Annotated in this window: 21 protein-coding genes and 1 pseudogene; 14 read left to right on the top strand and 8 right to left on the bottom strand. The window is 60.1% G+C overall.

Annotated features, from left to right (window positions below; genetic code table 11):
• Nucleotides 1-8 precede the first annotated feature (8 nt).
• Entirely contained in the window at nucleotides 9-1,280 is a 1,272-nt protein-coding gene (locus tag AC13RC_RS27895; RefSeq protein WP_069615950.1) for a YeaH/YhbH family protein, read from the top strand.
• Entirely contained in the window at nucleotides 1,280-2,830 is a 1,551-nt protein-coding gene (locus AC13RC_RS27890; protein ID WP_113354486.1) for a SpoVR family protein, read from the top strand. Before AC13RC_RS27895 ends, AC13RC_RS27890 begins: the two co-directional genes overlap by 1 nt.
• A gap of 3 nt (nucleotides 2,831-2,833) precedes the next feature.
• Here AC13RC_RS27890 and AC13RC_RS27885 read toward each other — a convergent pair whose 3' ends face one another.
• From AC13RC_RS27885 to AC13RC_RS27860, 6 genes are all read right to left on the bottom strand, one after another.
• A complete protein-coding gene (locus AC13RC_RS27885) occupies nucleotides 2,834-4,285 on the bottom strand; it encodes a DHA2 family efflux MFS transporter permease subunit (protein WP_488559211.1) in 1,452 nt (483 codons plus the stop codon).
• Nucleotides 4,286-4,489: 204 nt separating this feature from the next.
• On the bottom strand, nucleotides 4,490-5,371 hold the full coding sequence (locus tag AC13RC_RS27880; protein WP_488559175.1) for a DUF6030 family protein: 882 nt from the start codon (nucleotides 5,369-5,371) through the stop codon (nucleotides 4,490-4,492).
• Nucleotides 5,372-5,591: 220 nt separating this feature from the next.
• Nucleotides 5,592-6,302, bottom strand: a complete 711-nt coding sequence (locus AC13RC_RS27875) for a copper homeostasis protein CutC (RefSeq protein ID WP_488559174.1) — start codon at nucleotides 6,300-6,302, stop codon at nucleotides 5,592-5,594.
• Nucleotides 6,292-7,218, bottom strand: a complete 927-nt coding sequence (locus AC13RC_RS27870; protein ID WP_488559173.1) for an ROK family protein — start codon at nucleotides 7,216-7,218, stop codon at nucleotides 6,292-6,294. The genes AC13RC_RS27875 and AC13RC_RS27870 overlap by 11 nt, the downstream gene beginning before the upstream one ends.
• A 102-nt stretch (nucleotides 7,219-7,320) precedes the next feature.
• On the bottom strand, nucleotides 7,321-8,673 hold the full coding sequence (locus AC13RC_RS27865) for an ATP-binding protein (protein WP_113354493.1): 1,353 nt from the start codon (nucleotides 8,671-8,673) through the stop codon (nucleotides 7,321-7,323).
• On the bottom strand, nucleotides 8,670-9,329 hold the full coding sequence (locus AC13RC_RS27860) for a response regulator (RefSeq protein WP_069615956.1): 660 nt from the start codon (nucleotides 9,327-9,329) through the stop codon (nucleotides 8,670-8,672). Before AC13RC_RS27860 ends, AC13RC_RS27865 begins: the two co-directional genes overlap by 4 nt.
• A gap of 323 nt (nucleotides 9,330-9,652) precedes the next feature.
• Between AC13RC_RS27860 and AC13RC_RS27855 the strand changes: the two genes are divergently transcribed.
• The 9 genes and pseudogenes from AC13RC_RS27855 to AC13RC_RS27815 all read left to right on the top strand — a co-directional run bounded on the left by AC13RC_RS27855 (nucleotide 9,653) and on the right by AC13RC_RS27815 (nucleotide 19,472).
• Nucleotides 9,653-10,108: an RbsD/FucU family protein gene (locus tag AC13RC_RS27855; RefSeq protein WP_113332444.1), complete on the top strand. Its 456-nt coding sequence runs from the start codon at nucleotides 9,653-9,655 to the stop codon at nucleotides 10,106-10,108.
• A gap of 59 nt (nucleotides 10,109-10,167) precedes the next feature.
• Complete coding sequence (locus AC13RC_RS27850; protein ID WP_113332443.1) at nucleotides 10,168-11,121, top strand: sugar-binding transcriptional regulator; 954 nt, start codon at nucleotides 10,168-10,170, stop codon at nucleotides 11,119-11,121.
• Nucleotides 11,122-11,267: 146 nt separating this feature from the next.
• Nucleotides 11,268-12,584: an ABC transporter substrate-binding protein gene (locus tag AC13RC_RS27845; RefSeq protein ID WP_113332442.1), complete on the top strand. Its 1,317-nt coding sequence runs from the start codon at nucleotides 11,268-11,270 to the stop codon at nucleotides 12,582-12,584.
• A gap of 144 nt (nucleotides 12,585-12,728) precedes the next feature.
• A pseudogene (locus tag AC13RC_RS27840) lies at nucleotides 12,729-13,605 on the top strand (carbohydrate ABC transporter permease).
• A gap of 1 nt (nucleotide 13,606) precedes the next feature.
• Nucleotides 13,607-14,449, top strand: a complete 843-nt coding sequence (locus tag AC13RC_RS27835) for a carbohydrate ABC transporter permease (RefSeq protein ID WP_488559172.1) — start codon at nucleotides 13,607-13,609, stop codon at nucleotides 14,447-14,449.
• An 11-nt stretch (nucleotides 14,450-14,460) separates the two neighbouring features.
• Nucleotides 14,461-15,465, top strand: a complete 1,005-nt coding sequence (locus AC13RC_RS27830; protein ID WP_113332441.1) for an ABC transporter ATP-binding protein — start codon at nucleotides 14,461-14,463, stop codon at nucleotides 15,463-15,465.
• 148 nt (nucleotides 15,466-15,613) lie between these two features.
• Nucleotides 15,614-17,095: a mannitol dehydrogenase family protein gene (locus AC13RC_RS27825; protein WP_488559171.1), complete on the top strand. Its 1,482-nt coding sequence runs from the start codon at nucleotides 15,614-15,616 to the stop codon at nucleotides 17,093-17,095.
• Nucleotides 17,096-17,193: 98 nt separating this feature from the next.
• The gene (locus AC13RC_RS27820; protein WP_113332439.1) at nucleotides 17,194-17,868 is read left to right on the top strand and encodes an HAD family hydrolase; all 675 of its coding nucleotides are present in this window, start codon (nucleotides 17,194-17,196) and stop codon (nucleotides 17,866-17,868) included.
• A gap of 20 nt (nucleotides 17,869-17,888) precedes the next feature.
• A complete protein-coding gene (locus tag AC13RC_RS27815; RefSeq protein WP_488559170.1) occupies nucleotides 17,889-19,472 on the top strand; it encodes an FGGY-family carbohydrate kinase in 1,584 nt (527 codons plus the stop codon).
• A 5-nt stretch (nucleotides 19,473-19,477) separates the two neighbouring features.
• Here the strand turns inward: AC13RC_RS27815 and AC13RC_RS27810 are convergent, their stop codons facing one another.
• Nucleotides 19,478-20,329, bottom strand: a complete 852-nt coding sequence (locus AC13RC_RS27810) for a MurR/RpiR family transcriptional regulator (protein ID WP_113332525.1) — start codon at nucleotides 20,327-20,329, stop codon at nucleotides 19,478-19,480.
• Nucleotides 20,330-20,582: 253 nt separating this feature from the next.
• Here AC13RC_RS27810 and AC13RC_RS27805 point away from each other — a divergent pair, with 253 nt between their 5' ends.
• Nucleotides 20,583-21,299 (top strand): sulfate transporter family protein, encoded by a 717-nt coding sequence (locus AC13RC_RS27805; RefSeq protein WP_113332437.1) that lies wholly within the window; start codon nucleotides 20,583-20,585, stop codon nucleotides 21,297-21,299.
• Between the two features lie 2 nt (nucleotides 21,300-21,301).
• Here AC13RC_RS27805 and nth read toward each other — a convergent pair whose 3' ends face one another.
• Nucleotides 21,302-22,081: an endonuclease III gene (gene nth, locus AC13RC_RS27800; RefSeq protein WP_173002423.1), complete on the bottom strand. Its 780-nt coding sequence runs from the start codon at nucleotides 22,079-22,081 to the stop codon at nucleotides 21,302-21,304.
• Between the two features lie 22 nt (nucleotides 22,082-22,103).
• Between nth and AC13RC_RS27795 the strand changes: the two genes are divergently transcribed.
• Together AC13RC_RS27795 and AC13RC_RS27790 are read left to right on the top strand one after the other, a co-directional pair.
• Nucleotides 22,104-22,607, top strand: a complete 504-nt coding sequence (locus AC13RC_RS27795; RefSeq protein ID WP_145315933.1) for a DUF2244 domain-containing protein — start codon at nucleotides 22,104-22,106, stop codon at nucleotides 22,605-22,607.
• 111 nt (nucleotides 22,608-22,718) lie between these two features.
• Nucleotides 22,719-23,591, top strand: coding sequence for a bifunctional helix-turn-helix domain-containing protein/methylated-DNA--[protein]-cysteine S-methyltransferase (locus AC13RC_RS27790; RefSeq protein ID WP_169645740.1), 873 nt, complete (start codon nucleotides 22,719-22,721; stop codon nucleotides 23,589-23,591).
• The last annotated feature ends 184 nt before the right edge of the window (nucleotides 23,592-23,775 follow it).

Raw genomic sequence — 23,775 nt, 5'->3', positions numbered from 1 at the left:
AAGAAGGAATGCACATTGTTGACAGACGCCTGAACCCAGGCGGAAAAAGTCTGGAAAATCGTCAACGGTTTTTGCGAAGAGCAAAAGCGCTGGTGCAGAGAGCGGTCTATGAATCCTCTCAAAATCGCGACATTCAGGATATTCTGAAGGGTGGCGAAATCAGCATTCCCCTGGATGGAACCGAGGAACCTCGGTTCCATCGCGGCCCGGAGGGCCTGAAGGAACATATTCTTCCCGGTAACAAGGACTTCATCGAAGGCGATATGCTTCCCCGCCCCGAGGGCGGTAGCGGCAAGTCGCGGGCCGGCGGCGATGGAACCGGCGAGGATGCCTTCCGCTTCATCTTGACGCGGGACGAATTCCTCGATCTCTTCCTCGACGATCTCGAATTGCCCGATCTAGCCAAGCGCCGCCTGATGTCGGCGGACCAGATCAATCCGGTGCGCTCGGGCTATTCGGTTACGGGATCACCTGCCAATCTTGCCATCAACCGCACGATGCGGCTTGCCATGATGCGCCGTGTCGCGCTGCATCGCCCGAAGCCGGAAACGGTCGAAAAGCTCATCGAGGAGGCCGAGGAGTGCACGGACGAGAAGCGCCGCGCACAGCTCGAAGACGAGATCAAAAGACTGGAATCGAAGGTCCGGCGCATTCCCTATATCGACCCGATCGATATCCGCTATCGCCGTTTCGAGAACGAGCCGAAGCCGGTGGCGCAAGCCGTCATGTTCTGCCTGATGGACGTCTCCGGCTCGATGACGGAGCACATGAAGGATCTCGCCAAGCGCTTCTATATGCTGCTCTACATTTTCCTGACCCGGCAGTATCGCCGCGTCGAGATCGTCTTCATCCGCCATACCGACGTAGCGGAAGAGGTGGACGAGGAGACCTTCTTCCGCAGCCCGGCAACCGGCGGCACCCAGGTTTCGAGCGCGCTCGAGGCCATGCGGCGGATCGTGCGGGACCGCTTCCCGGCATCCGACTGGAACATCTACGCCGCGCAAGCATCGGATGGCGATAACGCCTATTCCGACAATGCGACGACGGCGGCGCTGATGACGAGCGAGATCCTGCCCGTCTGCCAATATTTTGCCTATCTCGAAGTGGGGGAATCACGCAGCGTCGCGATCTCGTCCGGCTCGGCGATCTGGTCGCTCTATGAGCGGATGCAGGCGGGATGGCCGGTGCTTTCCATGCGGCGTGTCAGCGATCGCAGCCAGATCTATCCGGTCTTCCACGATCTCTTCCAGCGCCGTACGGCGGAAACAAGGAGCGGATGATGGCAAAAAAGGCATCGATGGAGCGGCTTTTCGAAGGCGCGGACTGGGATTTCGCCACCATCCAGCGAATTCACGATGCCTGCGAGAAGATCGCCATCGACGAGCTCGGGCTCGATGTTTACCCCAATCAGATCGAGATCATCACCGCCGAGCAGATGCTCGACGTCTATTCCTCGATCGGCATGCCGCTCTTTTACAAGCACTGGTCCTTCGGCAAGCATTTCGCCCATCACGAGGCCTTCTACCGCAAGGGCCTGCGCGGCCTTGCCTATGAGATCGTCATTAACAGCTCCCCCTGCATCTCCTATCTGATGGAGGAGAATAGCGCGACGATGCAGGCTCTCGTCATCGCCCATGCCGCCTTCGGCCACAATCACTTCTTCAAGAACAATTATCTCTTCAAGCTCTGGACCGATGCCGAAGGCATTCTCGACTATCTCAACTTCGCCAAGAGCTATGTGGCACGCTGCGAGGAGCGCTATGGCCACGCCGCCGTCGAGCGCACGCTGGATGCCGCCCATGCGCTGATGTCGCATGGCGTGCATCGCTATGCCGGCAAGAAGACGCCGGACCTGCGCGACGAGGAGAAGCGCGAGCGCGAGCGGCGCGAATATGACGAGAAGATCTTCAACGATCTCTGGCGCACGGTTCCGGCCGGGTCGGGCAAGAAGACACAGGATCTCGATCTGGAGCGGCGACGCTCGCTGGCGGGCCTGCCGCAGGAAAATATCCTCTATTTCCTGGAAAAGATGGCGCCCCGCTTAAAACCCTGGCAGCGCGAGATCATCCGCATCGTGCGGCATGTCGCCCAATATTTCTACCCGCAGAGCCAGACCAAGGTGATGAACGAGGGCACGGCGACCTACGTGCACTATCGCATCATGACCCGGCTGCACGAACTCGGTGGCATCGGCGACGGCGATTTTCTGGAATTCCTGAAATCGCATACCAATGTGGTTTTCCAGCCGACCTTCAACGATCCCCGCTATTCCGGCCTCAACCCCTACGCGATCGGCTTTGCCATGATGCAGGATATCGAGCGCATCGTGACGAAGCCGGAGGAAGAGGATCGCCAATGGTTCCCGGAAATCGCCGGCACCGGCGATGCAATGGCGGTGCTGCGCGATCTCTGGGCCAATTATCGCGACGAGAGTTTTGTCGCCCAGTTCTTGAGCCCGCATCTGATGCGCAAGATGCGCATGTTCCAGCTGACGGATGATCCGGAGGAGGAAGAGGGGCTGAGGGTCGCCGCCATTCATGATGAGCGTGGCTACCGGCGCATCCGCCGTGAATTGTCACGGCAATATGATGTCGGCTGGATCGATCCGCATATCGAGATCGTCGATGTCGATCTTGCCGGCGACAGGCGGCTGCTGGTCAAGCATACGGTGCTGAACGGCGCGATGCTCGACGATATGGATGCTAAGCGCGTATTGCAGCATCTGGCCGATCTGTGGAGCTACGACGTGCTGATGCAGGAAGTCGACCGCTCCGGCGCGGTACTTCGCGATCATCTCGTCCATCCGCGCGCCTCGGCGCTTGCGGCATAAGCCTTACGGCTGCTTTTTCGATTGCCGCTGATGGCCGCTCACTTGCGCGCCGTCTTCCGGCCGCAGCTTGAGAAAGCCGGGTATGCCGAGCAGCGGGATCACGGCCATCAGCAAAAATGCAATGTGGAATTTCTCCGGCGTCAGCGGCGATCCATCCAAAGTCACCAGACCCAGCAGCATGGCGGCGACGGAGACGCCGAAGCTGACGCTCAATTGCTGCAGCACACCGCCCAAGCTGGTCGCGCGGCTGAGTTGAGCCGCCGGAGTATCGGAATAGGATAGCGTATTGGACGTCATGAACTGTCCGGCCCGCGCCAGCCCGAAGATGAAGACATAGACGATGATGAACCAGTGCGGCGTATCGGGTGTGATCAGCGCGAAGCCGGCGACGACGGCGGCACCGAATACGGCGCTCCACGTCAACATGCGATCGAAGCCATAGAGCTTTAGCAGTTTTGCCGAGACCGGCCGCACGGCAAGGGCGCTCAGGGCGCTGACGAAGGTCAATGTACCCGAGACGATCGGACTCAAGCCGAAGCCGACCTGCAGCATCAGCGGCAGCAGAAAGGGCACGCCATTCAGCCCGATACGACAGATGCCGCCGGCAAGGGTGCCGATGCGGAAGGTGCGCAGCTTGAAGAGGGTGAGATCCACGGCCGGAGATTCCACTGTTCTGGCATAGCGGATGAAGCCGACCAGCAGCAGGCCGGCGGCGGCAAGCGCTAGGAGGATGGCCCAGACCGGAATTGCAGGTCGGCCGATATTCTCGATGCCATATTGCAGCAGCACACAGCCGAGACCGACCATGACGAAACCGGGAAAGTCGAATTTCATGGTCTTGTCGCGTTCGGTATCCTCGACATAGCGCAGCGCCATGGCCATGCCGATCAGGCCGAAGGGCAGGTTCACCCAGAAGATCCAGCGCCAGGACAGATAGGTTGTCAGGAAGCCGCCGAGCACCGGCCCGATGACGGGCCCGATGACGGCGGGCAGGGTCATGTAGGTCATGGCAGTCACGAGCTGGCTGCGGGGGAAACTGCGGATGAGGATGAGGCGCCCGACCGGCGTCATCATTGCGCCGCCAAAGCCCTGCAGTGCGCGCGTGGCGATAAGCATCGGCAGGCTGGTCGCCAGGCCGCAGAGGATCGAGCCGATGGTGAAGATGAAGAGGGAAAGCGTTAGGATGCGCCGGGCGCCGAAGCGATCGGCAAACCAGCCACTCACCGGAATGAACATGGCAAGCGTCAGAATATAGGTCGTGACCGCCAGATTCATGCGCAGCGGCGTCGTATCGAGGCTCTTGGCGATATCGGGAACGGCGGTGACGAGGATGGTCGAATCCAGCTGTTCCATCAGGAAGGCGACGGCGACCACCGCGGGGATGATGTAGCGCAGGCGGGGATTGCGTTCGACCGCAAAAGTCTGGCCCTGCGGATTGGGATCTATCGAATCCATGAAATGAAATGGCTTTCCAACGTCCGGCTGGGGACCGGCGCGTTTGACGATTTGCATGAATCCCTTCGGAAACCGCCTCGTGTGCTCTCGGGAAACATGGTGCTGGCGGCCGGTGATCCGCCGACCTTCGGAATCGTTGCCTATATGAGCACTATCGATGGCGCAGCGCAACAGGAACCCAGCCTTTCGAAGGAATCCATGTGATCAATTAGTCGATGGCGGGGAGGGCAGTGTCCAGCGCGCCTTGTCGAAGACGATCGCGGTTCGGAGCTGTTCCGGCGACGTTCTGCGCAATTCCAGCTGCAGATTGAAATTGTTGTCGCTCTGGAATTCCTTGAAAAAGGCAAGCTTGGCGCCGAAGGCTTGCAGCGTCACATCCTGCAACTTGCCGACTGCCTCGAGTGCGGCCTGAAAGTCCAGCCAATGTGTCTCGTTCAGCAATAGGACGACGGTGTCGACAAAGGTGCCGGCAACGGCCTTTCCGTCGTCATTGTCAGGCATGATGACCTTGATGCGGATGGTATCGATTTCGCCTGATGGCTTGCCCCTGGCGATGATGAAGAAGGAAGCTGCCTTGGGATCGCCATAGGCGCCCTTCTGGACGGCATAGCTGCACTCCGAAGTGCTGGTGCCCAGTTCGCTTTGCCGCCATTCGCCTACGGACAGGCCGAACTTCTGGAGATCGGCGCAAAGCGCCTGGCCCGATATCCGCCAGCTGCGCACGAAGGCACTCAGCAGCGCGTCGACAGGCTCATCCAGCAGATGGGATCTTTTCTTGACGGATGGCTTGGCGGTGACCGTCGCTGGCTTGACACGGACGCTTGTGGCCGCCGGGCCTGACGTCTTCGGCGCCGCCACCGCAGGCGTAGCCGCATGGGCCGGCTGCTGTTCCTGCGCAGGCGCGGCGGGCGCTGCTGCATGTTGTTCCGGTTTCGGAAAGAGATTGAGATGATAGCGGCTATCCAGCGCTCTTAGATTGCGCATATCGTTGGCAAGGAGCGCGGTTGCCAGGATGATCGAACCGATGACAACAGCTGCAATCCAAAAGACAGCCCTGCTTTTCTTGCGAGGTGGCGCCACCGACATGGTTCAGATCACAGCTACTCCCGAGGAAACTTACCTTGCTGCAATAACTGTATGTTGCGCAGCCATGTTCATGGCTACAGCATATGCGTTTATGAACGATTGATCATTCTAATGTTTCTTTGTCAATTCATGATGTTGCTTAAAGCAGATCGCGACCTTCGGCATGCGGTTCCCGCGTTCCCCGCGTCCGGCTTTTTGCATGTTCTTGGAGCAGTCCGCTCTAGGCGAAATACGCCTTAAGTGCCCTGACGGTGGCGGCATCCGTGCGGCGGACCGATGGCGGAGAGAAGCCGAGGGCGATGACACGCTCATCCGTCTCCGAGGCGGTTGCGGAGCAGGAGGCGTGGATCTCGCTGATCTGCAGGCGCGGCCATAGCTGGCCGACCGTTGCAAGCGTCACGCCGGAGCCGGGCATGATGGAGATGCGGCCGGCGGCGGCTGCAATCGCCTGTTCAAGCATGGCAACGCCTTCGGCCGCAGTCCTTGCGCCGCCGGAGGTCAGAATGCGTTCGAAGCCGAGAGAGATAGCGACATGGACGGCTTCCTCGACGTCGGGCACCAGATCGAAGGCGCGGTGCAGCGTCTTGCCGAGACCTTCCGCTTGGGCGGTGAGCGCCTTGAGCGTGTCAACATCCAGTCGGCCATCCGGCAGGGAAGCGCCGAGCACGACGCCCGGCAAGCCGGCAGCTCGTGCGGCATCGATGTCGCGCTTCATGATCTCAATTTCATCCGCCGAATAGACGAAGCTGCCGGCGCACGGACGGATAATGGCATATGCAGGGACCGTTATCTTCGCTGCGGCGGCCATCAGCCCGGCACTCGGCGTCAGCCCGCCGAGAGGAAGCGCGCTGCAAAGCTCGATACGGTCGCCGCCACCCTCGACGGCCGCCTTGAGACCGGCAATATCCTCGACACAGACCTCAAGCAGCATGGGTGCGCTCTCCGGCATATTGCAGGCCCAGCAGGGCGGCGCCGATGAGGCCCGGTTCCAGCTTGCACTCGCTCGGCACGACGAGCGGCCGGCCGAACTTACGCAGGGTGCGGGCGCGCACCGCCTCGTCCAAACGAGCTAGGAGCGGTTCGACGTTGGAAAGGCCACCGCCGACCGGCACGATGGTCGCGCCAGTTATGTTGACGGTGAGGGCAAGCGGCGAGGCGACCAGATCCACCATGACGTCAATCGTGCGTTCGGCACGGTCTTCGCCCCTGAGCCACTGGCCGATGATCTCCTCGCTGGAAAGTTCCAGCCCGTGAAGCGTCTTGTGCAGGCGTTCGATGCCGCGTGCGCCGCCGACGGTGTCGACGCAGCCCTTCTGGCCACAGCCGCAGGCATAGGCGGGAATAGCGACTGATGGATTGCCGGCGGAGGACGCGATGATGGGGCCGTGGCCCCATTCCCCGGCAAAGCCGCCGGCAGCATTGACCAGCCGGCCATCCGCGACAAGGCCGCCGCCGACGCCGGTGCCGAGAATGGCGCCGAAGACGATGCGATGGCCACGGCCCGCTCCGGACATGGCCTCCGCCATGGCGAAGCAATCGGCATCATTGGCGATCAGCACGGGATAGCCAAGTTCCGCTTCCAGATCGGCGGCAAGATGCCGGCCGTGAATGCAGGGAATATTGGCGCAGGTGAGTGTCTGCGTATCGGGATCGACGACGCCGGCGATGGAGAAGGAGAGGCAATCCGGCCTCTCGCCGGCTTCGGCAATCACCTCACGCAAGGCATTGACGAATTCGGCGAAATCGTGCCTGGGCGTCGGGCGCCGCGCCAGCGGCACGATGTCCGTCATGGAGCGGGCAATGCCGCCTTTGATGGCGCTGCCGCCAATGTCGAAGGAAACGATCATGGATACCGACCCGCTGGAAACATGGCGCACTTGCTCGCACCCTTTGCCGGTCTTTGCAAGATCAATCCTCTATGAGGCCAATCCCTGACAGTTAGAGCGTCATCAGCCGGACGGCAGGGTGATCCTGGCTTCAAAGCCATCGGTCCTGCCGGTCGCCGGCGACAGTAGATCGAGATGGCCGCCGATCTGGCCGACGATGCGCTCGACGATCGAAAGTCCAAGGCCGGAGCCTGCCGCTTTCGTCTTGCCGCGCCAGAAGCGCTTTTTCAGGCCGGCGAGATCATGTGCGGAAAGCACGGCGCCGCCGTTGATGACGCGGACGGTGCGGTCGTCGATCCGGACGGTCACTTCGTCATCCGCCGGCCCATGGATCAAGGCGTTTTCGATGAGATTGCGCATGACGATCGCAAATGCGTCAATATCGACGTTGCGCATCAGTTTCTCCGCCGTTTCGTTCTCCAGAAGGACACGGCCTGCCGTTCCCGTATCGCGGTCGTAATCGCCTATGACGGTTTCGATGATGGCCACGAGATCGGCGGGTTTGTCACCCGTGCCGATCCCGGCCTGGGCGCGGGAAAGCTGCAGCAGCTTTTCCGCGAGCCGGCCGAGATTGGAAAGCGACGTCTCGATGCGGCCGGCGCGTTCCGTCAATTGCCCCTGCGGCAGTTCGGCGATCAGCCTCTGGGTCTGCGCAAGAGCGCCTGCAATCGGGGTGCGCAGCTCATGGGCGCTATTGGCGGTGAATTCGCGCTCGGCTTCCAGCGCCAGGCGCAGGCGCTCCAGCAGCAGATTGACGGAGCGGGCGATCGGCTGCAGCTCGAGCGGCAGCGTCTCGCTCACGAGCGGCGCCATGTTGCCGCCGTCCTTGGTGGCGATCTCCGAGCGCAAGCGGTCGATCGGCCGCAGCGATCGGCCGACGATGACGCCGATGGCGATGATGCTGGCGGGAATGAGGGCCAGTAGCGGCCAGAGCAGCGCAACGCCACTTTCGCGCGATGCCTCGCGGCGATTCTTGAAGGCGTCGGCGACGTGCAGGAAGATCGTGCCGTCGGCCGAGGATTCGGTATAGATCCGGTATCGCGACGTATTGTGGAAGCCGATCTTCAGCGGCACGTCATAGGCGGTTGGAGGGGCATCGTGGGAGTGCAGGATAACCTTGCCGTTCCCATCGAGTACCTGATAGGTCAGATATTCGCGGTTCAGCCCCTTATTGAGCTCTTCCAGGCTCTGAGGATCGCCGGAATGGTCGCGGTTGGCGAGATCGTCGAGCACCAGCGGCAGAAGACGCTCGGCGGTTTCCTGCAATGCGCCATCGAATGTTTCCGAGAGTTCCTTGTTGACGACATAGACACCGATGCCGACCGCAATCAGCCAGAAGACGACGACAGTGCCGGTCAGCGCAGTGATCAGGCGCCGGGTGATGCTGGCGCGGCTGGGCTCCTTGTGTTCGGTCATCGCTCACCCAGGCAATAGCCGACGCCGCGGGCCGTCCTTATGCGGTCCTTGCCGATCTTCTTGCGCAGGCGGCTGACATAGACCTCCACCGTGTTGCTCTCGATTTCGGAGCCGAAGGCGTAGAGCGCCTCTTCTATCTTGTCCTTGGAAACGATGGCGCCCGGCCGCGTGATCAGCAGGTCGAGCACGGCCCATTCTCGTCCTGTCAGGATCACGTCCTTGCCCGCCAGCTTGACGCGGCGCTGCGGCTGATCGATTTCGAGGTCGTCAAACCGGAGGGTCGGCTGCGGACTGCCGGCATAACGCCGGGCGACCGCCAGGATACGGGCCGTCAATTCGCCAAGGTTGAACGGCTTGACGAGATAATCATCGGCGCCGCTGTTCAGGCCTTCGATACGGTCGGAGATCTGATCGCGAGCTGTCAGGATGATGACGGGCGTTTCGTCAGGCTTGCGGCGCAGCCGCTTCAAGAAATCGATGCCGCTGCCATCGGGAAGCTGCAGATCCAACAGGATGAGGCCGTATTGCACCGCACTGGTGACCTCCTCCGCATCGGTCAGGTTCTTGACCCAATCCACGGCATGAGGGCCTGCCGCGATATGGTCGCGAACCGCGCCGCCGATCGTGTCGTCGTCCTCCACCACAAGAATGCGCACATGCACCTCTCAACCGTTGAACGTACCTCAGTTAATGCCGACGAACCTATCGGGTCAATAACGGCTGAAATAAGCCGCGGCGGGATGCACAGTTCATGGCCAGAGCGGTTCAGTTTTTCACGGAATCTCTGAGCCGCTCTATCCCTTTGCTTTCACGCAATCCCGAACGGAAAACTGCTGCGCACTTTTCCTGGAATTGCTGCAGGCTACCCGCCGAAAACGTTCCCGGCGCCTATGGACAGAGAGGAACGCGATGGTTACTTGTTTGCGCGGAGAACAAAGCGGCCGCGAAGTGGCCGCCACAGGCTATCGGAGGATCGTTCATGCTGAAGGGAATTTCGCCGCTGTTGAATGCGGACGTGCTCTATGCGCTGAAATCGATGGGGCATGGCGACATGCTCGTCGTCGTCGACACGAATTTCCCGGCGGAGGCCATTGCGAGCCAGACGGTCCTGGGCGAGCTGCTGCGCATCGACAATGTGCCTGCTGCCGATGCCGTCGCGGCGATATTGTCGCTGATGCCGCTCGATACCTTCATTGATGACGCCGCGACGCGCATGGAAGTTGTCGATGCGCCGGAGGAGGTGCCGCAGGTCCAGCGGGAGGTTCAGGCGGTGATCGACAAGGCCGAGGGCAAGCATTGGCCGTTGATGCCGGTCGAGCGTTACGCCTTCTACGAGCGTGCCAAGGATGCCTTTTGCGTCATTCAGACCGGCGAGCGCCGCTTCTACGGCTGTTTCACCTTGACCAAGGGCGTCATCCCGCCGGAGACTGCATGATCCGGCACGGATAGTCTGGATCATCCCGAGCAAGGGCGCTGTTTCGGTAAAGGAAGGCGATGGCGAAGAAGCTGGATTCCCAAGGGCGGCTTGACGATGCGGCGCGGGCCGGATGGCTCTACTACGTCGCCGGCCGCACGCAGGATGAAATCGCCGTTGCGATGGGAATATCCCGGCAGTCGGCGCAGCGTCTGGTGTCGCTGGCCGTTGCCGAACGGCTGATCAAGGTTCGGCTGGATCACCCGATCGCCGCCTGTCTGGAATATGCGGCGGAGCTCAAGAAGAAGTTCGGTCTGCGCCATGTCGATATCGTGCCGAGCGATCCCGACAGCACATCTTCGACCATTGGCATCGCCGAGGCCGGTGCTGCCGAAATCGAGCGCTGGCTGCGGCGAGCCGACCCCATCGTGCTGGCGATCGGCACGGGCCGCACGTTGAAGGCTGCAGTCGACCAGCTGCCGGCGATCGAATGTCTGCAGCATCGGGTGGTGTCGCTGACGGGCAATATCGGTCCCGACGGTTCCGCTGCCTATTACAACGTCATCTTCAGCATGGCCGACGTCGTCAAGGCGCGGCACTTTCCGATGCCGCTGCCGGTGCTGGTGTCGTCGGCCGAGGAGCGGGAGCTCCTGCATGCGCAGGCACTGGTGCGCTCGACGCTCGATATTAGCGCTCAGGCCGACGTGACTTTCGTCGGTATCGGGGAGATGGGCGTGGAAGCGCCGCTCTGTCTCGACGGCTTTCTCGAGAGGGACGAGATGCTGGCGTTGATGGATCGGGGCGCTGCCGGCGAGATCTGCGGCTGGGTTTTCGATGGCAATGGCAACCTCATGCCCGATGATGTCAATGAGCGCGTCGCCAGTGCGCCCTTGCCGTCGCGCGATACCTGCAGCGTCATCGGAATCGCAAAGGGTCGGCGCAAATTCCAGGCGATCAAGGCGGCCGTTGTCGGTCAGCAGATCAATGGTTTGATTACCGACGAGGCAGTTGCCGAATTTTTGCTCAAGGTTTGAGCAAAAAATTTAACTCATAAAAACAAAAGGATAGGTTGCTTGCTCGGCAATGCAGCAACGAATCTGCATTGACATTTTGTCGCAAGAAGTGAGTAATTGCCCACGAGCAAAGCGAATGCTCATTTTTAATCTTCTGGGAGGAAGATATGAAATTGAAAACTTTACTGCTGGGCGCCTGCTCGGCTCTGATGTTTGCCGGCCTGGCGTCTGCCGAAACTCTCACGATTGCAACCGTCAACAACGGCGACATGGTCCGTATGCAGAAGCTTACGGACGATTTCAAAGCCAAGAACCCCGGTATCGACCTGCAGTGGGTCACGCTTGAAGAAAACGTATTGCGCCAGAAGGTTACGACCGACATCGCTACCAAGGCCGGCCAGTACGACGTGCTGACGATCGGCACCTATGAAGTGCCGATCTGGAGCAAGCTCGGCTGGCTTGCCTCGCTCGACAAGCTTTCCGCCGACAAGAACTATGATGTGGATGACCTTCTCCCGGCCATTCGCAGCGGTCTGACGACCGACGGCAAGCTCTATGCAGCGCCGTTCTACGGCGAAAGCTCGATGGTGATGTACCGCAAGGACCTGTTCGACAAGGCCGGCCTGAAAATGCCGGATGCGCCGACCTGGGACTTTGTTGCCGATGCAGCCCGCAAAATCACCGACAAGGACCATGAAGTCTATGGCATCTGCCTTCGCGGCAAGGCGGGCTGGGGCGAAAACATGGCGTTCCTGACGGCGATGTCGAATTCGTTCGGCGCCCGCTGGTTCGATGAAAAGTGGAAGGCACAGTTCGACCAGCCGGAATGGAAGGACACGCTCGACTTCTACGTCAAGCTGATGAAGGATGCCGGCCCTCCGGGTGCATCGTCCAACGGTTTCAACGAGAACTTGGCCCTGTTCCAGTCCGGCAAGTGCGGCATGTGGATCGACGCCACCGTTGCTGCTTCCTTCGTTTCCGATCCGAAGGAATCGAAGGTTGCCGACAAGGTCGGCTTCGCTCTGGCTCCGGATAAGGGCCTCGGCAAGCGCGGCAACTGGCTCTGGGCATGGAACCTCGCCATCCCGGCTTCCTCGAAGAAGACCGAAGCGGCGGAAAAGTTCATTTCGTGGGCCACCAGCAAGGACTACACCAACCTGGTCGCACAGAAGGAAGGCTGGCTGAATGCACCTCCCGGCACCCGCACCTCGCTCTATGCGAATGCGGACTACCAGAAGGCAGCGCCTTTCGCCAAGATGACGCTCGACTCGATCAATTCGGCTGATCCGACGCATCCGACTGTCAAGCCGGTTCCCTATGTCGGCGTTCAGTTCGTCGCCATTCCTGAATTCCAGGGCATCGGCACGGCTGTCGGCCAGCAGTTTTCGGCTGCTCTCGCCGGCCAGATTTCGGTCGATCAGGCTCTGAAGGCTGCCCAGCAGCTGACGGAACGCGAAATGAAGAAGGCCGGCTATCCGAAGTAACGGCCTTCGAAGCTAAGGAAAGCAGCGCCCCCTCTCGAGCGTTGCTTTCCCCTAGGCCGCCGAGCGCCGAACTGCCCTTGGCGGCCCTTTTGTTTCAGCCGGTCCGCGGCCACCCCCTCCTTTAAAGATAGGTCGGTACTTGCCATGGCAACGTTGCACACCCATTCCACCGCACGCGTCATGATGGCGCCTTCGGTTCTGCTTCTCTTTGCGTGGATGATCGTCCCGCTCGTAATGACGATCTATTTCTCGACGCTGAACTACAATCTTCTGAACCCCGGCACGCATGATTTCCTCGGGTTTCTCAACTACGAATATTTCATCACCGATCCGGCCTTCCTCAGCTCGCTGATCGTGACGCTGCTGCTTGTCGGTGGTGCGTTGCTGATCACCGTCATTGGCGGCATTGCGCTGGCTCTCCTTCTTGATCAGCCGATCTTCGGCCAGGGCATCGTGCGCATGCTGGTGCTTGCGCCCTTCTTCGTGATGCCGACGGTCGCCGCCCTCATCTGGAAGCACATGTTCATGAACCCGGTGAACGGGCTCCTGGCACATCTCTTCCGTTTTTTCGGGCTCGATCCGCTGACCTGGCTGGAGACGGTTCCGCTTCTGTCGATCATCATCATCATTGCCTGGCAGTGGCTGCCTTTCGCCACGCTCATCCTGCTGACAGCCCTGCAGTCGCTGGATGAGGAGCAGAAGGAAGCCGCCGAGATGGATGGCGCGGGCGGGACCGGTTTCGAAATTCATCTACATCATCCTGCCGCATCTCGCCCGCGCCATCACCGTGGTGATCCTGATCGAGACGATCTTCATGCTGTCGGCCTTCGCCGAGATCCTCGTCACCACCAATGGCGGTCCCGGAACGGCGACGACCAACCTCACTTATCTCGTCTATTCACAGATCGTTCTGTCGCAGGATGTTGGCGGTGCATCGGCGGGCGGCATCATCGCCGTCATCCTCGCCAATATCGTCGCGATCTTCCTGATGCGCGCAGTCGGCAAGAATCTGGAGGCTTGAGATGGCACGCAAAATCACCACCCAACGCAAGATCGTCGTATCGGTCGCCGCCTGGATCGTAGCAATCCTCATCTTCTTCCCGATCCTGTGGACGATCCTGACGAGCTTCAAGACGGAAGGCGATGCGATTGCCTCGCCGCCGCAATTCCTCTTCTTCCACTGGACGCTGGAGAATTATTTCGAGGTGCAGTCGCGCTCGGATTACTTCCTCCACTTCGGCAACTCGGTCATCATCGCTTTCGGTTCGACCATTCTCGGTCTGCTCATTGCGGTGCCTGCCGCATGGGCCATGGCGTTCTCGCCGACCAAGCGCACCAAGGACGTCCTGATGTGGATGCTGTCGACGAAGATGATGCCGCCGGTCGGCGCCTTCATCCCGATCTATCTGCTGTTCCAGAGCTTCGGCCTCCTGAACAACCAGTTTGCCAGCCGGGTGGGCATGGTCGTCGTGCTGATGCTCATCAACCTGCCGATCATCGTCTGGATGCTCTACACCTACTTCAAGGAAATTCCCGGCGAAATCCTCGAGGCGGCCCGCATGGATGGGGCGACGCTTGCCAAGGAGATCATTTACGTGCTGACGCCGATGGCGATCCCCGGCCTTGCCTCGACAATGCTGCTCAACATCATCCTCGCCTGGAACGAGGCCTTCTGGACGCTCAATCTCTCCGCGGTGGACGCGGCGCCGCTGAGCACCTTCATCGCCTCCTATTCCAGCCCGGAGGGCCTGTTCTATGCCAAGCTTTCAGCGGCATCGACCATGGCGATCGCTCCGATCCTGATCCTCGGCTGGTTCAGCCAGAAGCAACTCGTTCGCGGCCTGACCTTCGGCGCGGTTAAGTAAGGAAGAGAAACATGGGTAGCATTGTTCTCAAACAAGTCTCCAAGGTCTTCGGCGAAGCCAAGGTCATTCCTTCCATCGATCTTGAGATCGACAACGGCGAGTTCGTCGTTTTCGTCGGCCCTTCGGGCTGTGGCAAGTCCACGCTGCTGCGCCTGATCGCCGGCCTCGAAGATGTCTCCGGCGGCCAGATCATGATCGACGGCAAGGATGGCACCAATCTCAAGCCGTCCGAGCGCGGCCTTGCCATGGTGTTTCAGTCCTACGCGCTCTATCCGCATATGAGTGTGCGCAAGAACATCGCATTTCCGCTGAAGATGGCGAACATGCCGCAGGCGGAAATCGACAAGAAGGTGGCGGATGCTGCACGCGTCCTGAACCTGACGGATTATCTTGAGCGCAAGCCGCGCCAGCTTTCCGGCGGTCAGCGCCAGCGCGTCGCGATCGGCCGCGCCATCGTGCGTCAGCCGGCAGCCTTCCTCTTCGACGAGCCCTTATCGAACCTGGACGCGGCACTGCGCGTTAACATGCGCCTCGAGATCAGCGAGCTGCATCAGCAGTTGAAGACGACGATGATCTATGTGACGCACGATCAGGTCGAGGCCATGACCATGGCTGACAAGATCGTCGTGCTCAACCGCGGCAATATCGAGCAGGTTGGCTCGCCACTGGAGCTTTATCGCAGCCCGCGCAATCTTTTCGTCGCCGGCTTCATCGGCTCGCCGAAGATGAATTTCGTCAAGGGCGCTTATGCGCAGACCTTTGGCGCCGACACGATCGGCGTCAGGCCGGAACACGTGCTGCTGTCGACCACGTCGGGTGACTGGCAGGGTAAGGTTCTCGTTGCTGAGCATCTCGGCTCCGACACTTTCCTGCATATCGATGTCGACGGGATCGGCACGGTGACCGCTCGCGGCTCGGGTGATTTTCCAGCCCGGGCTGGCGATACCGTCTATCTCACGCCAGACAAGGCGCATATTCACCGGTTCAACGCCGAAGGGCTGGCGATTTCAGCCTAAAAGCCAAGGCCGTGTGCGCTTGAGCGGGCACGGCCAACGCATCTGTTCCGGTTCGCATCCATCGATCTGCGTAGACCGATCAAGCATACCAGCCGGTGCGGCATTCCCGAGCCGCCCGGAGCCAGAGACCTTCAAAAGGACCAGAGACATGACGTGCAAATTATCGCTCGCAACTCTTCAGCAGGCGGCTGCAAAGGCGGCTATTCCTGCTTATGACCGGAAGTCGCTTTCGGCTGGTATCGTGCATTTCGGTGTCGGCAATTTCCATCGTGCCCATCAGGCTGTTTATCTCGACGATCTTTTCAATTCGGGAGAAGCCCATGACTGGGCGATCATCGGCGCCGGCGTGCTGCCGTCGGATGCGGCTATGCGCGAGAAGCTGGCTGCCCAGGATTTTCTGACGACAGTGGTCGAGCAGGACAATAATCGCACGGCCGCGCGCGTGACTGCGCCGATGGTCGACATCCTGCCGGTCGGCGATGCCAAGGCAATCATTGCCAAGCTTGCGGATCCCGCGATCCGCATCGTTTCGATGACGATTACCGAGGGTGGTTACTTCATCGATGCCTCCGGCAAGTTCAATCCCGCCCATCCGGCGATCGTGGCCGATGGGCAGAACCCGGATGCGCCGAAGACGGTGTTCGGCCTGATCGTGGCTGGTCTCAAGGCGCGGCGTGCGGCCGGCCTGCAGCCTTTCACCGTCATGTCCTGCGACAACATTCCCCACAATGGCGGCGTCACCAAAGCTGCTGTCGTCGGCACGGCGCGGCTTTCCGATCCGGCCTTTGCCGACTGGATCGCTGCGCATGTCGCCTTTCCGAATGGCATGGTCGATCGCATCACGCCGGCGACGGGTGCGCGTGAAATCGACTTGCTCAAAGAAGCTTTCGATATCGAGGACAACTGGCCCGTCTATTGCGAAGAGTTCAAGCAATGGGTGCTGGAAGACAATTTCCCCGCAGGCCGCCCACCGTTGGAAAAGGTCGGCGTGACCTTCGTGCCCGACGTGACGCCCTATGAGCACATGAAGATCCGCATCCTCAACGGCGGCCATGCGGCGATCGCCTACCCGGCGGCGCTGATGGACATTCACTTCGTGCATGAAGCCATGGAAGAGCCGCTGATCCGCGCCTTCCTCGCCAAGCTCGAAAATGATGAGATCATCCCCGTCATCCCGCCGGTGCCAAACACGGTGCTTGCGGATTATTTCAAGCTGATCGAGCGGCGCTTCTCCAATCCAAAGATTGCCGACACCATCCCGCGCCTGGCGCAGGACGGCTCCAACCGCCAGCCGAAGTTCATTCTGCCGTCGACGGCCGACCGCCTTCGTCGCGGCGAGGATATTGTCGGCCTATCGCTCGTCTCGGCGCTGTGGTGCCGCTACTTTGCCGGCAAGAGCGACAGCGGCAAGGAGATCGTCTTCAACGATGCCAGCGCCGATCGGCTGCATGAAGCGGCGCTCAAGGCGAAGGACGATCCGAACGCCTTCCTGGTGTTCGATGATATTTTCGGAGATGTCGCCAAATCCGATCTTTTCCGAAAGCGCTTCGCGCATGCACTGAAAACGCTGTGGGAAAAGGGTACCCGCGTCACCCTGCAGCTATACTTGGACAACAAACTCGCGGAATAATTTTCAAGCGGCCGGACCTCTCCTGTTCCGGCCGTTTTCCATTGCCGTGCCGGGTTTCCGGCTGGCGGGACAGCAACAAAATTCAGGTTGGATCTGTGATGGCGGATGCGGGAACAGGGCTCGTAATCTTCGATTGCGACGGCGTGCTTGTCGACAGCGAGCCGTTGTCGGTCGGCGTGCTCATCCAGGCGATGCATGATGTCGGCGTCGAGATGAGCGAGGAGGATGTCTACAGCCGCTTCCTCGGCAAGAGCCTGGCGACGCTCGTCGATACGATGCAGACGGAATTCGACGTCTTCATCGACCAGGCATTTCTCGACCGTATCCGCAACGATCTCTATGAGCGCTTCAAACATGAGCTGAAGCCGATCGACGGCATCAGTGCAACGCTGGATGCGCTTTCGCTGCCGCGCTGCGTTGCCTCGTCGAGCCAGCTTGAGCGCATCCGTCTCTCTCTCGGCGTGACCGGTCTGCTCGACAGGCTAGAACCCAATATCTTCAGCGCCAGCATGGTCAAGCGTGGCAAGCCTGCGCCAGATCTCTTTCTCTATGCGGCGGAAAAAATGGGCGTACCGCCGAAGGAATGCATTGTCGTCGAGGATAGTCCTGCGGGGATCACGGCAGCGCGCGCGGCCGGCATGACGGTCTTTGCCTTCACCGGTGGTTCGCATGCTCATTCGCCGAGTTATCGGGCTGAATTGGAGCAGCTTTCCCCGGAAGTCGTGTTTGACGCGATGCCGGAATTGATACAACTTGTCCGCAACAAGAGATAAGTGGGCGGGACCTCTTTTGCATGCGTGATCACGTGGTTGCGGTCGATATCGGCACAGGCAGCGCACGCGCTGGTGTCTTCACCGCGGGCGGTTCACTGCTGGGTAAAAGTGAACATCCGATCCTGATGAACCGCCCGCGCGAGAACCACGCCGAGCATGATTCCGAAGATATATGGACTGCCGTCTGCACCGCCGTTCGCGGAGCCGTGAAGGTATCCGGCATTGCTGCATCCGCTATCGGCGCTATCGGCTTCGATGCGACCTGCTCGCTGGTCGTGCGCGATCGCGGTGGCGGGCAGCTCACCGTTTCCACCGGTGGCGAGAAGAGATTCGATACCATCGTCTGGCTCGATCATCGGGCGCTGGCCGAAGCGGATTACTGTACGGCGACGAAGCACGCGGTTCTTGAATATTCCGGCGAGTTCATGTCGCCGGAAATGGAAATGCCGAAGCTGATGTGGCTGAAGGAGAACCTTCCGGAAAGCTGGGCCGAAGCCGGCTACTTTTTCGACCTTGCCGATTTCATGACCTGGAAGGCGACCGGTTCGCTTGCGCGGTCGCGCTCCACGCTGGTGGCGAAATGGAATTATCTGGCGCACCGCCAACCGGGCTGGCAGGCCGATTTTCTCAACGTGATCGGCCTTGGCGATCTGCGCGAGCGCGGCAGTTTGCCCGACGAAAGTGTTGCAGTCGGTCGATCCATCGGCACACTGACGGCCGAGGCGGCGGAAGCGCTGGGTCTCGACCGTGAATGCCATGTCGGTGCGGGCTTGATCGATGCCTATGCGGGCGCGCTCGGCGCGCTCGCCGGACATGCCGGCGATGCCGACATGCTGGAGCATCAACTCGCGTTGATTGCGGGAACCTCGAGCTGCGTGGTTTCCTTTGCGCGGGAGCGCAAGCGCAGCACCGGCATGTGGGGCCCCTATTACGAAGCAGTCTTTCCGGGCATGTGGCTTGCCGAAGCCGGACAATCTGCCACCGGTGCGCTCCTCGACCATATCGTCAGCATGCATGCAGCCGGCGGACATCCAACAGCGGCACTGCATGACCGCATCGTCCGGCGGATCGCCGAATTGCGGCTGGAGGAGGGTGCTTCCTTCGGCGGGCGTATCCATGTGCTGCCCGATTTTCACGGCAATCGCTCGCCGCTTGCCGATCCGCATGCATTGGGCGTCATCAGCGGTATGACGCTGGACGCCTCCTTCGATGGTCTTTGCCGGCTATACTGGCGCACCAGCGTCGGCATCGCACTCGGCATTCGTCATATCCTGGAGCGAATGCGGGATTACGGCTACGTGCCCGACACGCTGCATGTCGCCGGCGGCCATGTGAAGAATTCGGTGCTGATGGAGCTCTATTCCGACGTGACCGGCTGCAAGGTCGTTATCCCGAAGATGAACGAGACGGTCTTGCTCGGCACCGCAATCGCCGCCTCGGTCGCCTGCGGGATTCACGAAAGCCTCGGAGTTGCCGGCGCCGCCATGTATCCGGGCGGTCATGAACGGCTGCCGAATGCGGAAAAGAAAGAACTCTACGATCGCGATTACCGGCGCTTCCTCGCCATGTACCGCCACCGCGCAGAACTGGACGCTATGGAATAGGCGGCTTACCGGAGCGGCGCCTGGGCGAATATACCTTGAAGTTCTTCTATGCGGCGCGTTCTCATTTCCGCCGCTTCACCTGCGGCGTGAGCGACTGAAATCGCGAGATATTCCATCAGCGCCATTATGGCTGAAAGGTTTTCGCGGCTATTGGCTCGTTGTGGCGGCAAGGACAGCGTGATGTTTGCGAATTCATGCGCCCATTCCGTGAATTGACCGGTTACCAGCAATACCTTGCAGCCCGCGCGACGAGCCGAGCGCGCCAGAAGACGCGATGTGACGAAACCCGGGGAATCGATGACAACGAGCAGCGCATCCTCGGATGGCTTGCCGAACAGCTCGATATAGCTGCCATTGGCGCCGTCGAGGAAAAGGACTTGATCACGGGCAAAGGTCAGGCGGTCGCGGAAATAGTGGCCGATCCCCGCGAGACTGGGATGGGAGGTGATGAAGACATTGCCGGAGGACAGAATTGTCGCAACCGCGTCGCGCCATTGCGGCTGGCCGGCGAGGTTGTAGATATGCTGCAGCATCTCGACCTGTTCGGCAATTTGCGTTGCGAGCGGGCGACCTTCGCTTGCGTCCTTCTGAAGCTGTTCGAGGATATTGGGCAATTGCGACGTGAGGCTCGGTGCATTTTCCTTGAGATGCACCTTTATCCCATCCAGACCGTGATAGCCGAGCGACCGCAGAAACCGTCCTACCGTCATCGGGCTCAGTTCCAGCCTGTCGGCAACGGAGGAAGCCGTCTCAAACGGTAGTTCATTCAGATGCTCGGAGAAATACTTAGCAATTCTTCGTTCGGCCGGAGTGCCGATCTTTATATATTGTCTAAGTTTCTGACTAAGGTCTTCCAAGTTTTGCGCCCCTTTGGTGGTCTTTTCGATGTTCTATTGCGTCAATTTCTATGTCAATCAGCCATTCAATTTCGATCGGGTCGCCGATCTTGTTGCGGTTGTTGTTCTTAATGTGGCGTACAGGATATATTAGTGCAAACTGTATTACAATAATTCAAATTTTTAATTGGCACATTCATATATCTGCACGGGATATTGATATCGATGCAACCGCTTCTTAAGTGTCCAACTGCCACCAAAAGAGGTAGACCGAATGATTGGCCTTGCTGCCCGCCTCTCCCTGGAAAATCTCTTTGCGCCGGAGACGCGCAAGGTTTTCTGGAAGGTTCTGGGTCTCACATTGCTGGCGCTTCTCGTGCTCTGGTTCGTCCTGCGAGGCGCCTTCAATTCTTTCGTATTGCCTTGGCTGCAGGGCTTTATGCCGTCCACCTCGGATTGGACGGGTTGGCTTACGCTCTTCCTCGCCATCTTCGCCGGCATCGCATTGGCATTGGCCATGGCGCTGCTGATTTCGCCGGTCACAGCCCTGATTGCCGGACTCTTTCTCGATGATGTCGCCGAAGTTGTAGAAAAGCGCGACTATCCAGGCGATGCGCCCGGAACGGCGATGCCGATCGTCGCGGCGATGAAAAGCTCGGTGCGGTTTCTCGGCGTCGTCATCGTCGGCAATATCGTGGCGCTGTTCCTGCTGTTCATTCCGGGCGTCAACCTGATCGCCTTCTTTCTGGTGAACGGCTATCTGCTCGGACGCGAATTCTTCGAATTCGCCGCCATGCGCTTCCGCTCACCGGACGAGGCGCGGCAATTCCGCGTCAAACACGCCTTCACGGTCTTTCTGGCAGGCCTCGTCATCGCGGCCTTTCTAGCAATTCCGCTTCTCAATCTGCTGACGCCGCTCTTTGCCGCCGGCATGATGGTGCATCTGCACAAGCTGATTTCGCACAAGGAAGCGAACCCGCGCCTTCGATAGGTTCAGCCTGCCGCTTCAGCCCCGATGATCTGCGCCGGAAGTTCGACCAGGGGAGCGGGGATGTCCCAGGTCTTTTCCGGCGAGCGACAGAGGTCTGCGATCACGCAGCGCTCGCATTCGGGCTTGCGCGCCTTACAGACATAGCGGCCATGCAGGATCAGCCAATGGTGGGCATGGTAGAGATACTGATCGGGGATGATCTTCATCAGCCGCTGCTCGACTTCGTCGGGCGTCTTGCCGGGGGCGAGCAGCAGCCGGTTGGCGATGCGGAAAATGTGCGTGTCGACCGCCATCGTCGCCTGGCCGAAGGCCATGGACAGGACAACGTTCGCGGTCTTACGGCCGACGCCGGGCAGGGTTATCAGCTCCTCGCGCGTTCGCGGCACCTCGCCACCGAAATCGGTAATCAGCTTTTCCGATAGCGCGACGACGTTCTTCGCCTTATTGCGGTAAAGGCCGATCGTCTTGATGTATTCCCGAATGCGCTCCTCGCCGAGATCGAGCATCTTCTGCGGTGTGTCGGCAACGGCAAAGAGGGCGCGCGTCGCCTTATTGACGCCAGCATCCGTCGCCTGTGCTGAAAGCGCGACGGCGACGACGAGCGTGAAAGGGTTGACGTGCTCCAACTCGCCCTTCGGTTCCGGCCGCTGGATGGAGAAGCGGCGGAAGATCTCTTCCAGGTCCGCCTTGGAATAGAGGCTTTTGGCCGCCGGCTTGCGGCCTGCGGTCGCATTTGACTTTTTCACGGTTTGGGCGCTGGATTTGATCTTTGGATTTGCCATAAACGACCTATACTCAAGTCCTATGACGGAACGCAACGCCGATACGGCTGCAGACGGCAACAGGCCGGTTTTTGCCGCCGAATTGTTTCCCCATCGCTCGCTGCCGCGAAAGGGGTTCAGGGTCATGCTGGCCTTGGCGGGCGGCTTCTGTCTCATCTACAGCATTCTCTTCGTCACGCGAGGCGCCTGGCCGATCGGGATTTTCTTCGGCGCCGATTTCTTCCTGCTCTATGGCGCCTTCTGGCTGAATTATCGGTCGGGCCGTGTGCGCGAAGAGGTGACGATATCGCGCACCAATGTTTCCATCCGCAAATTCTCGCCGACGGGCCGCATGGTGGAACATGATTTCAATCCGTTCTGGACGCGCTTCCTCGTTCGCCGCCACCGCGAGATCGGGGTCGTGTCGATGCATGTCCGCGACAGGAGCCACGACACCGATGTCGGCTCCTTCCTCAATCCGGAGGATCGCGAGAGTTTCGCCAAAGCCTTCAAGCGGGCATTGGCGACCGTGACACAACGGATATGAGCGGTCTTCCCAACCCGGCGGTATCACATTTTTGCAGAGAGACCACTTGCGCAAGAAACGGGTGGTTTTAGCCCTCTTGCCGTGGTTTTCTCCTTTTTAAGGAGAAAGATCATGAATGCGATTGCACAGCTGAAGAAAGACATCACCCCGGAAGGTCAGGACTACGACACCGTCCGGGAGGTCATCGAGCTCATCACCGAGGAATATCGCGACCAGCCATCGCTGGAGATGCTCGCCGAGAGGCTCGGCCAGTCGCCGACACAATTGCAGAAGACATTCACGCGCTGGGCCGGGCTCTCGCCCAAGGCCTTCCTGCAGGCCGTCACGCTCGATCATGCCAAACGCCTTTTGCGCAAGGAGGATCTACCGCTGCTCGAAACGTCCTTCGAGGTCGGCTTGTCCGGCCCCAGCCGACTGCACGATCTTTTCGTCACGCATGAGGCGATGTCGCCGGGCGAATGGAAGGCAAGGGGAAGCGGCCTGGTGATGCGCTATGCGTTTCACATTTCGCCCTTCGGCCTCGCTTTGATCATGGTCACGGATCGTGGCCTTGCCGGTCTCGCCTTCAGCGATTCCGGCAATGAGAAGGCTTGCCTCGCCGACATGACCTGCCGCTGGCCGAATGCCGAGTTCATCGAGGATCCGAATGCGACGGCACCTTATGCGGCACGCATCTTCGAGCGCTCGAACTGGTCGAGTGACCAGCCGCTGCGCGTCGTGCTGATCGGCTCGGATTTCCAGCTCCGCGTCTGGGAAAGCCTGTTGAAGATCCCGATGGGCCGTGCCGTGACCTATTCCGACATCGCAAAGGATATCGGTCAGCCGACGGCCATGCGGGCCGTAGGTGCTGCCGTCGGCCGCAACCCGATCTCCTTCGTCGTGCCCTGCCACCGAGCGCTCGGCAAGAACGGGCAGCTAACGGGCTATCACTGGGGGCTTACGCGCAAGCGGGCGATGCTGGGGTGGGAAGCGGGGGATGCTTGAGGGGTGCATTGGAAAGTTCTGCGATCGCTGATGCTCTGATACCCCCTCTGTCGCTTTCGCGACATCTCCCCCCACAAGGGGCAGGGCTATCGCATATGGAGGCGGACGAGCACCATAAGCTCCTTCTCCCCTTGGGGAGAAGGTGGCCCGAAGGGTCGGATGAGGGGGTTATCGCTTTGAATTC

It is taken from the genome of Martinezella sp. CNPSo 3890 (assembly GCF_057784455.1).
Note: the sequence above shows the minus strand (reverse complement) of the source record. Positions and strands in the feature narration are given on the sequence as shown.

Coding starts and splice junctions, on each gene's coding strand:
- AC13RC_RS27825 (WP_488559171.1), top strand. CDS start 15,614: ATGACGTGCAAATTATCGCTCGCAACTCTTCAGCAGGCGGCTGCAAAG.
- AC13RC_RS27830 (WP_113332441.1), top strand. CDS start 14,461: ATGGGTAGCATTGTTCTCAAACAAGTCTCCAAGGTCTTCGGCGAAGCC.
- AC13RC_RS27855 (WP_113332444.1), top strand. CDS start 9,653: ATGCTGAAGGGAATTTCGCCGCTGTTGAATGCGGACGTGCTCTATGCG.
- AC13RC_RS27835 (WP_488559172.1), top strand. CDS start 13,607: ATGGCACGCAAAATCACCACCCAACGCAAGATCGTCGTATCGGTCGCC.
- AC13RC_RS27890 (WP_113354486.1), top strand. CDS start 1,280: ATGGCAAAAAAGGCATCGATGGAGCGGCTTTTCGAAGGCGCGGACTGG.
- AC13RC_RS27805 (WP_113332437.1), top strand. CDS start 20,583: ATGATTGGCCTTGCTGCCCGCCTCTCCCTGGAAAATCTCTTTGCGCCG.
- AC13RC_RS27815 (WP_488559170.1), top strand. CDS start 17,889: ATGCGTGATCACGTGGTTGCGGTCGATATCGGCACAGGCAGCGCACGC.
- AC13RC_RS27790 (WP_169645740.1), top strand. CDS start 22,719: ATGAATGCGATTGCACAGCTGAAGAAAGACATCACCCCGGAAGGTCAG.
- AC13RC_RS27885 (WP_488559211.1), bottom strand. CDS start 4,285: ATGGATTCGATAGATCCCAATCCGCAGGGCCAGACTTTTGCGGTCGAA.
- AC13RC_RS27850 (WP_113332443.1), top strand. CDS start 10,168: ATGGCGAAGAAGCTGGATTCCCAAGGGCGGCTTGACGATGCGGCGCGG.
- AC13RC_RS27870 (WP_488559173.1), bottom strand. CDS start 7,218: ATGATCGTTTCCTTCGACATTGGCGGCAGCGCCATCAAAGGCGGCATT.
- AC13RC_RS27845 (WP_113332442.1), top strand. CDS start 11,268: ATGAAATTGAAAACTTTACTGCTGGGCGCCTGCTCGGCTCTGATGTTT.
- nth (WP_173002423.1), bottom strand. CDS start 22,081: ATGGCAAATCCAAAGATCAAATCCAGCGCCCAAACCGTGAAAAAGTCA.
- AC13RC_RS27880 (WP_488559175.1), bottom strand. CDS start 5,371: ATGTCGGTGGCGCCACCTCGCAAGAAAAGCAGGGCTGTCTTTTGGATT.
- AC13RC_RS27865 (WP_113354493.1), bottom strand. CDS start 8,673: ATGACCGAACACAAGGAGCCCAGCCGCGCCAGCATCACCCGGCGCCTG.
- AC13RC_RS27820 (WP_113332439.1), top strand. CDS start 17,194: ATGGCGGATGCGGGAACAGGGCTCGTAATCTTCGATTGCGACGGCGTG.
- AC13RC_RS27895 (WP_069615950.1), top strand. CDS start 9: ATGCACATTGTTGACAGACGCCTGAACCCAGGCGGAAAAAGTCTGGAA.
- AC13RC_RS27875 (WP_488559174.1), bottom strand. CDS start 6,302: ATGCTGCTTGAGGTCTGTGTCGAGGATATTGCCGGTCTCAAGGCGGCC.
- AC13RC_RS27795 (WP_145315933.1), top strand. CDS start 22,104: ATGACGGAACGCAACGCCGATACGGCTGCAGACGGCAACAGGCCGGTT.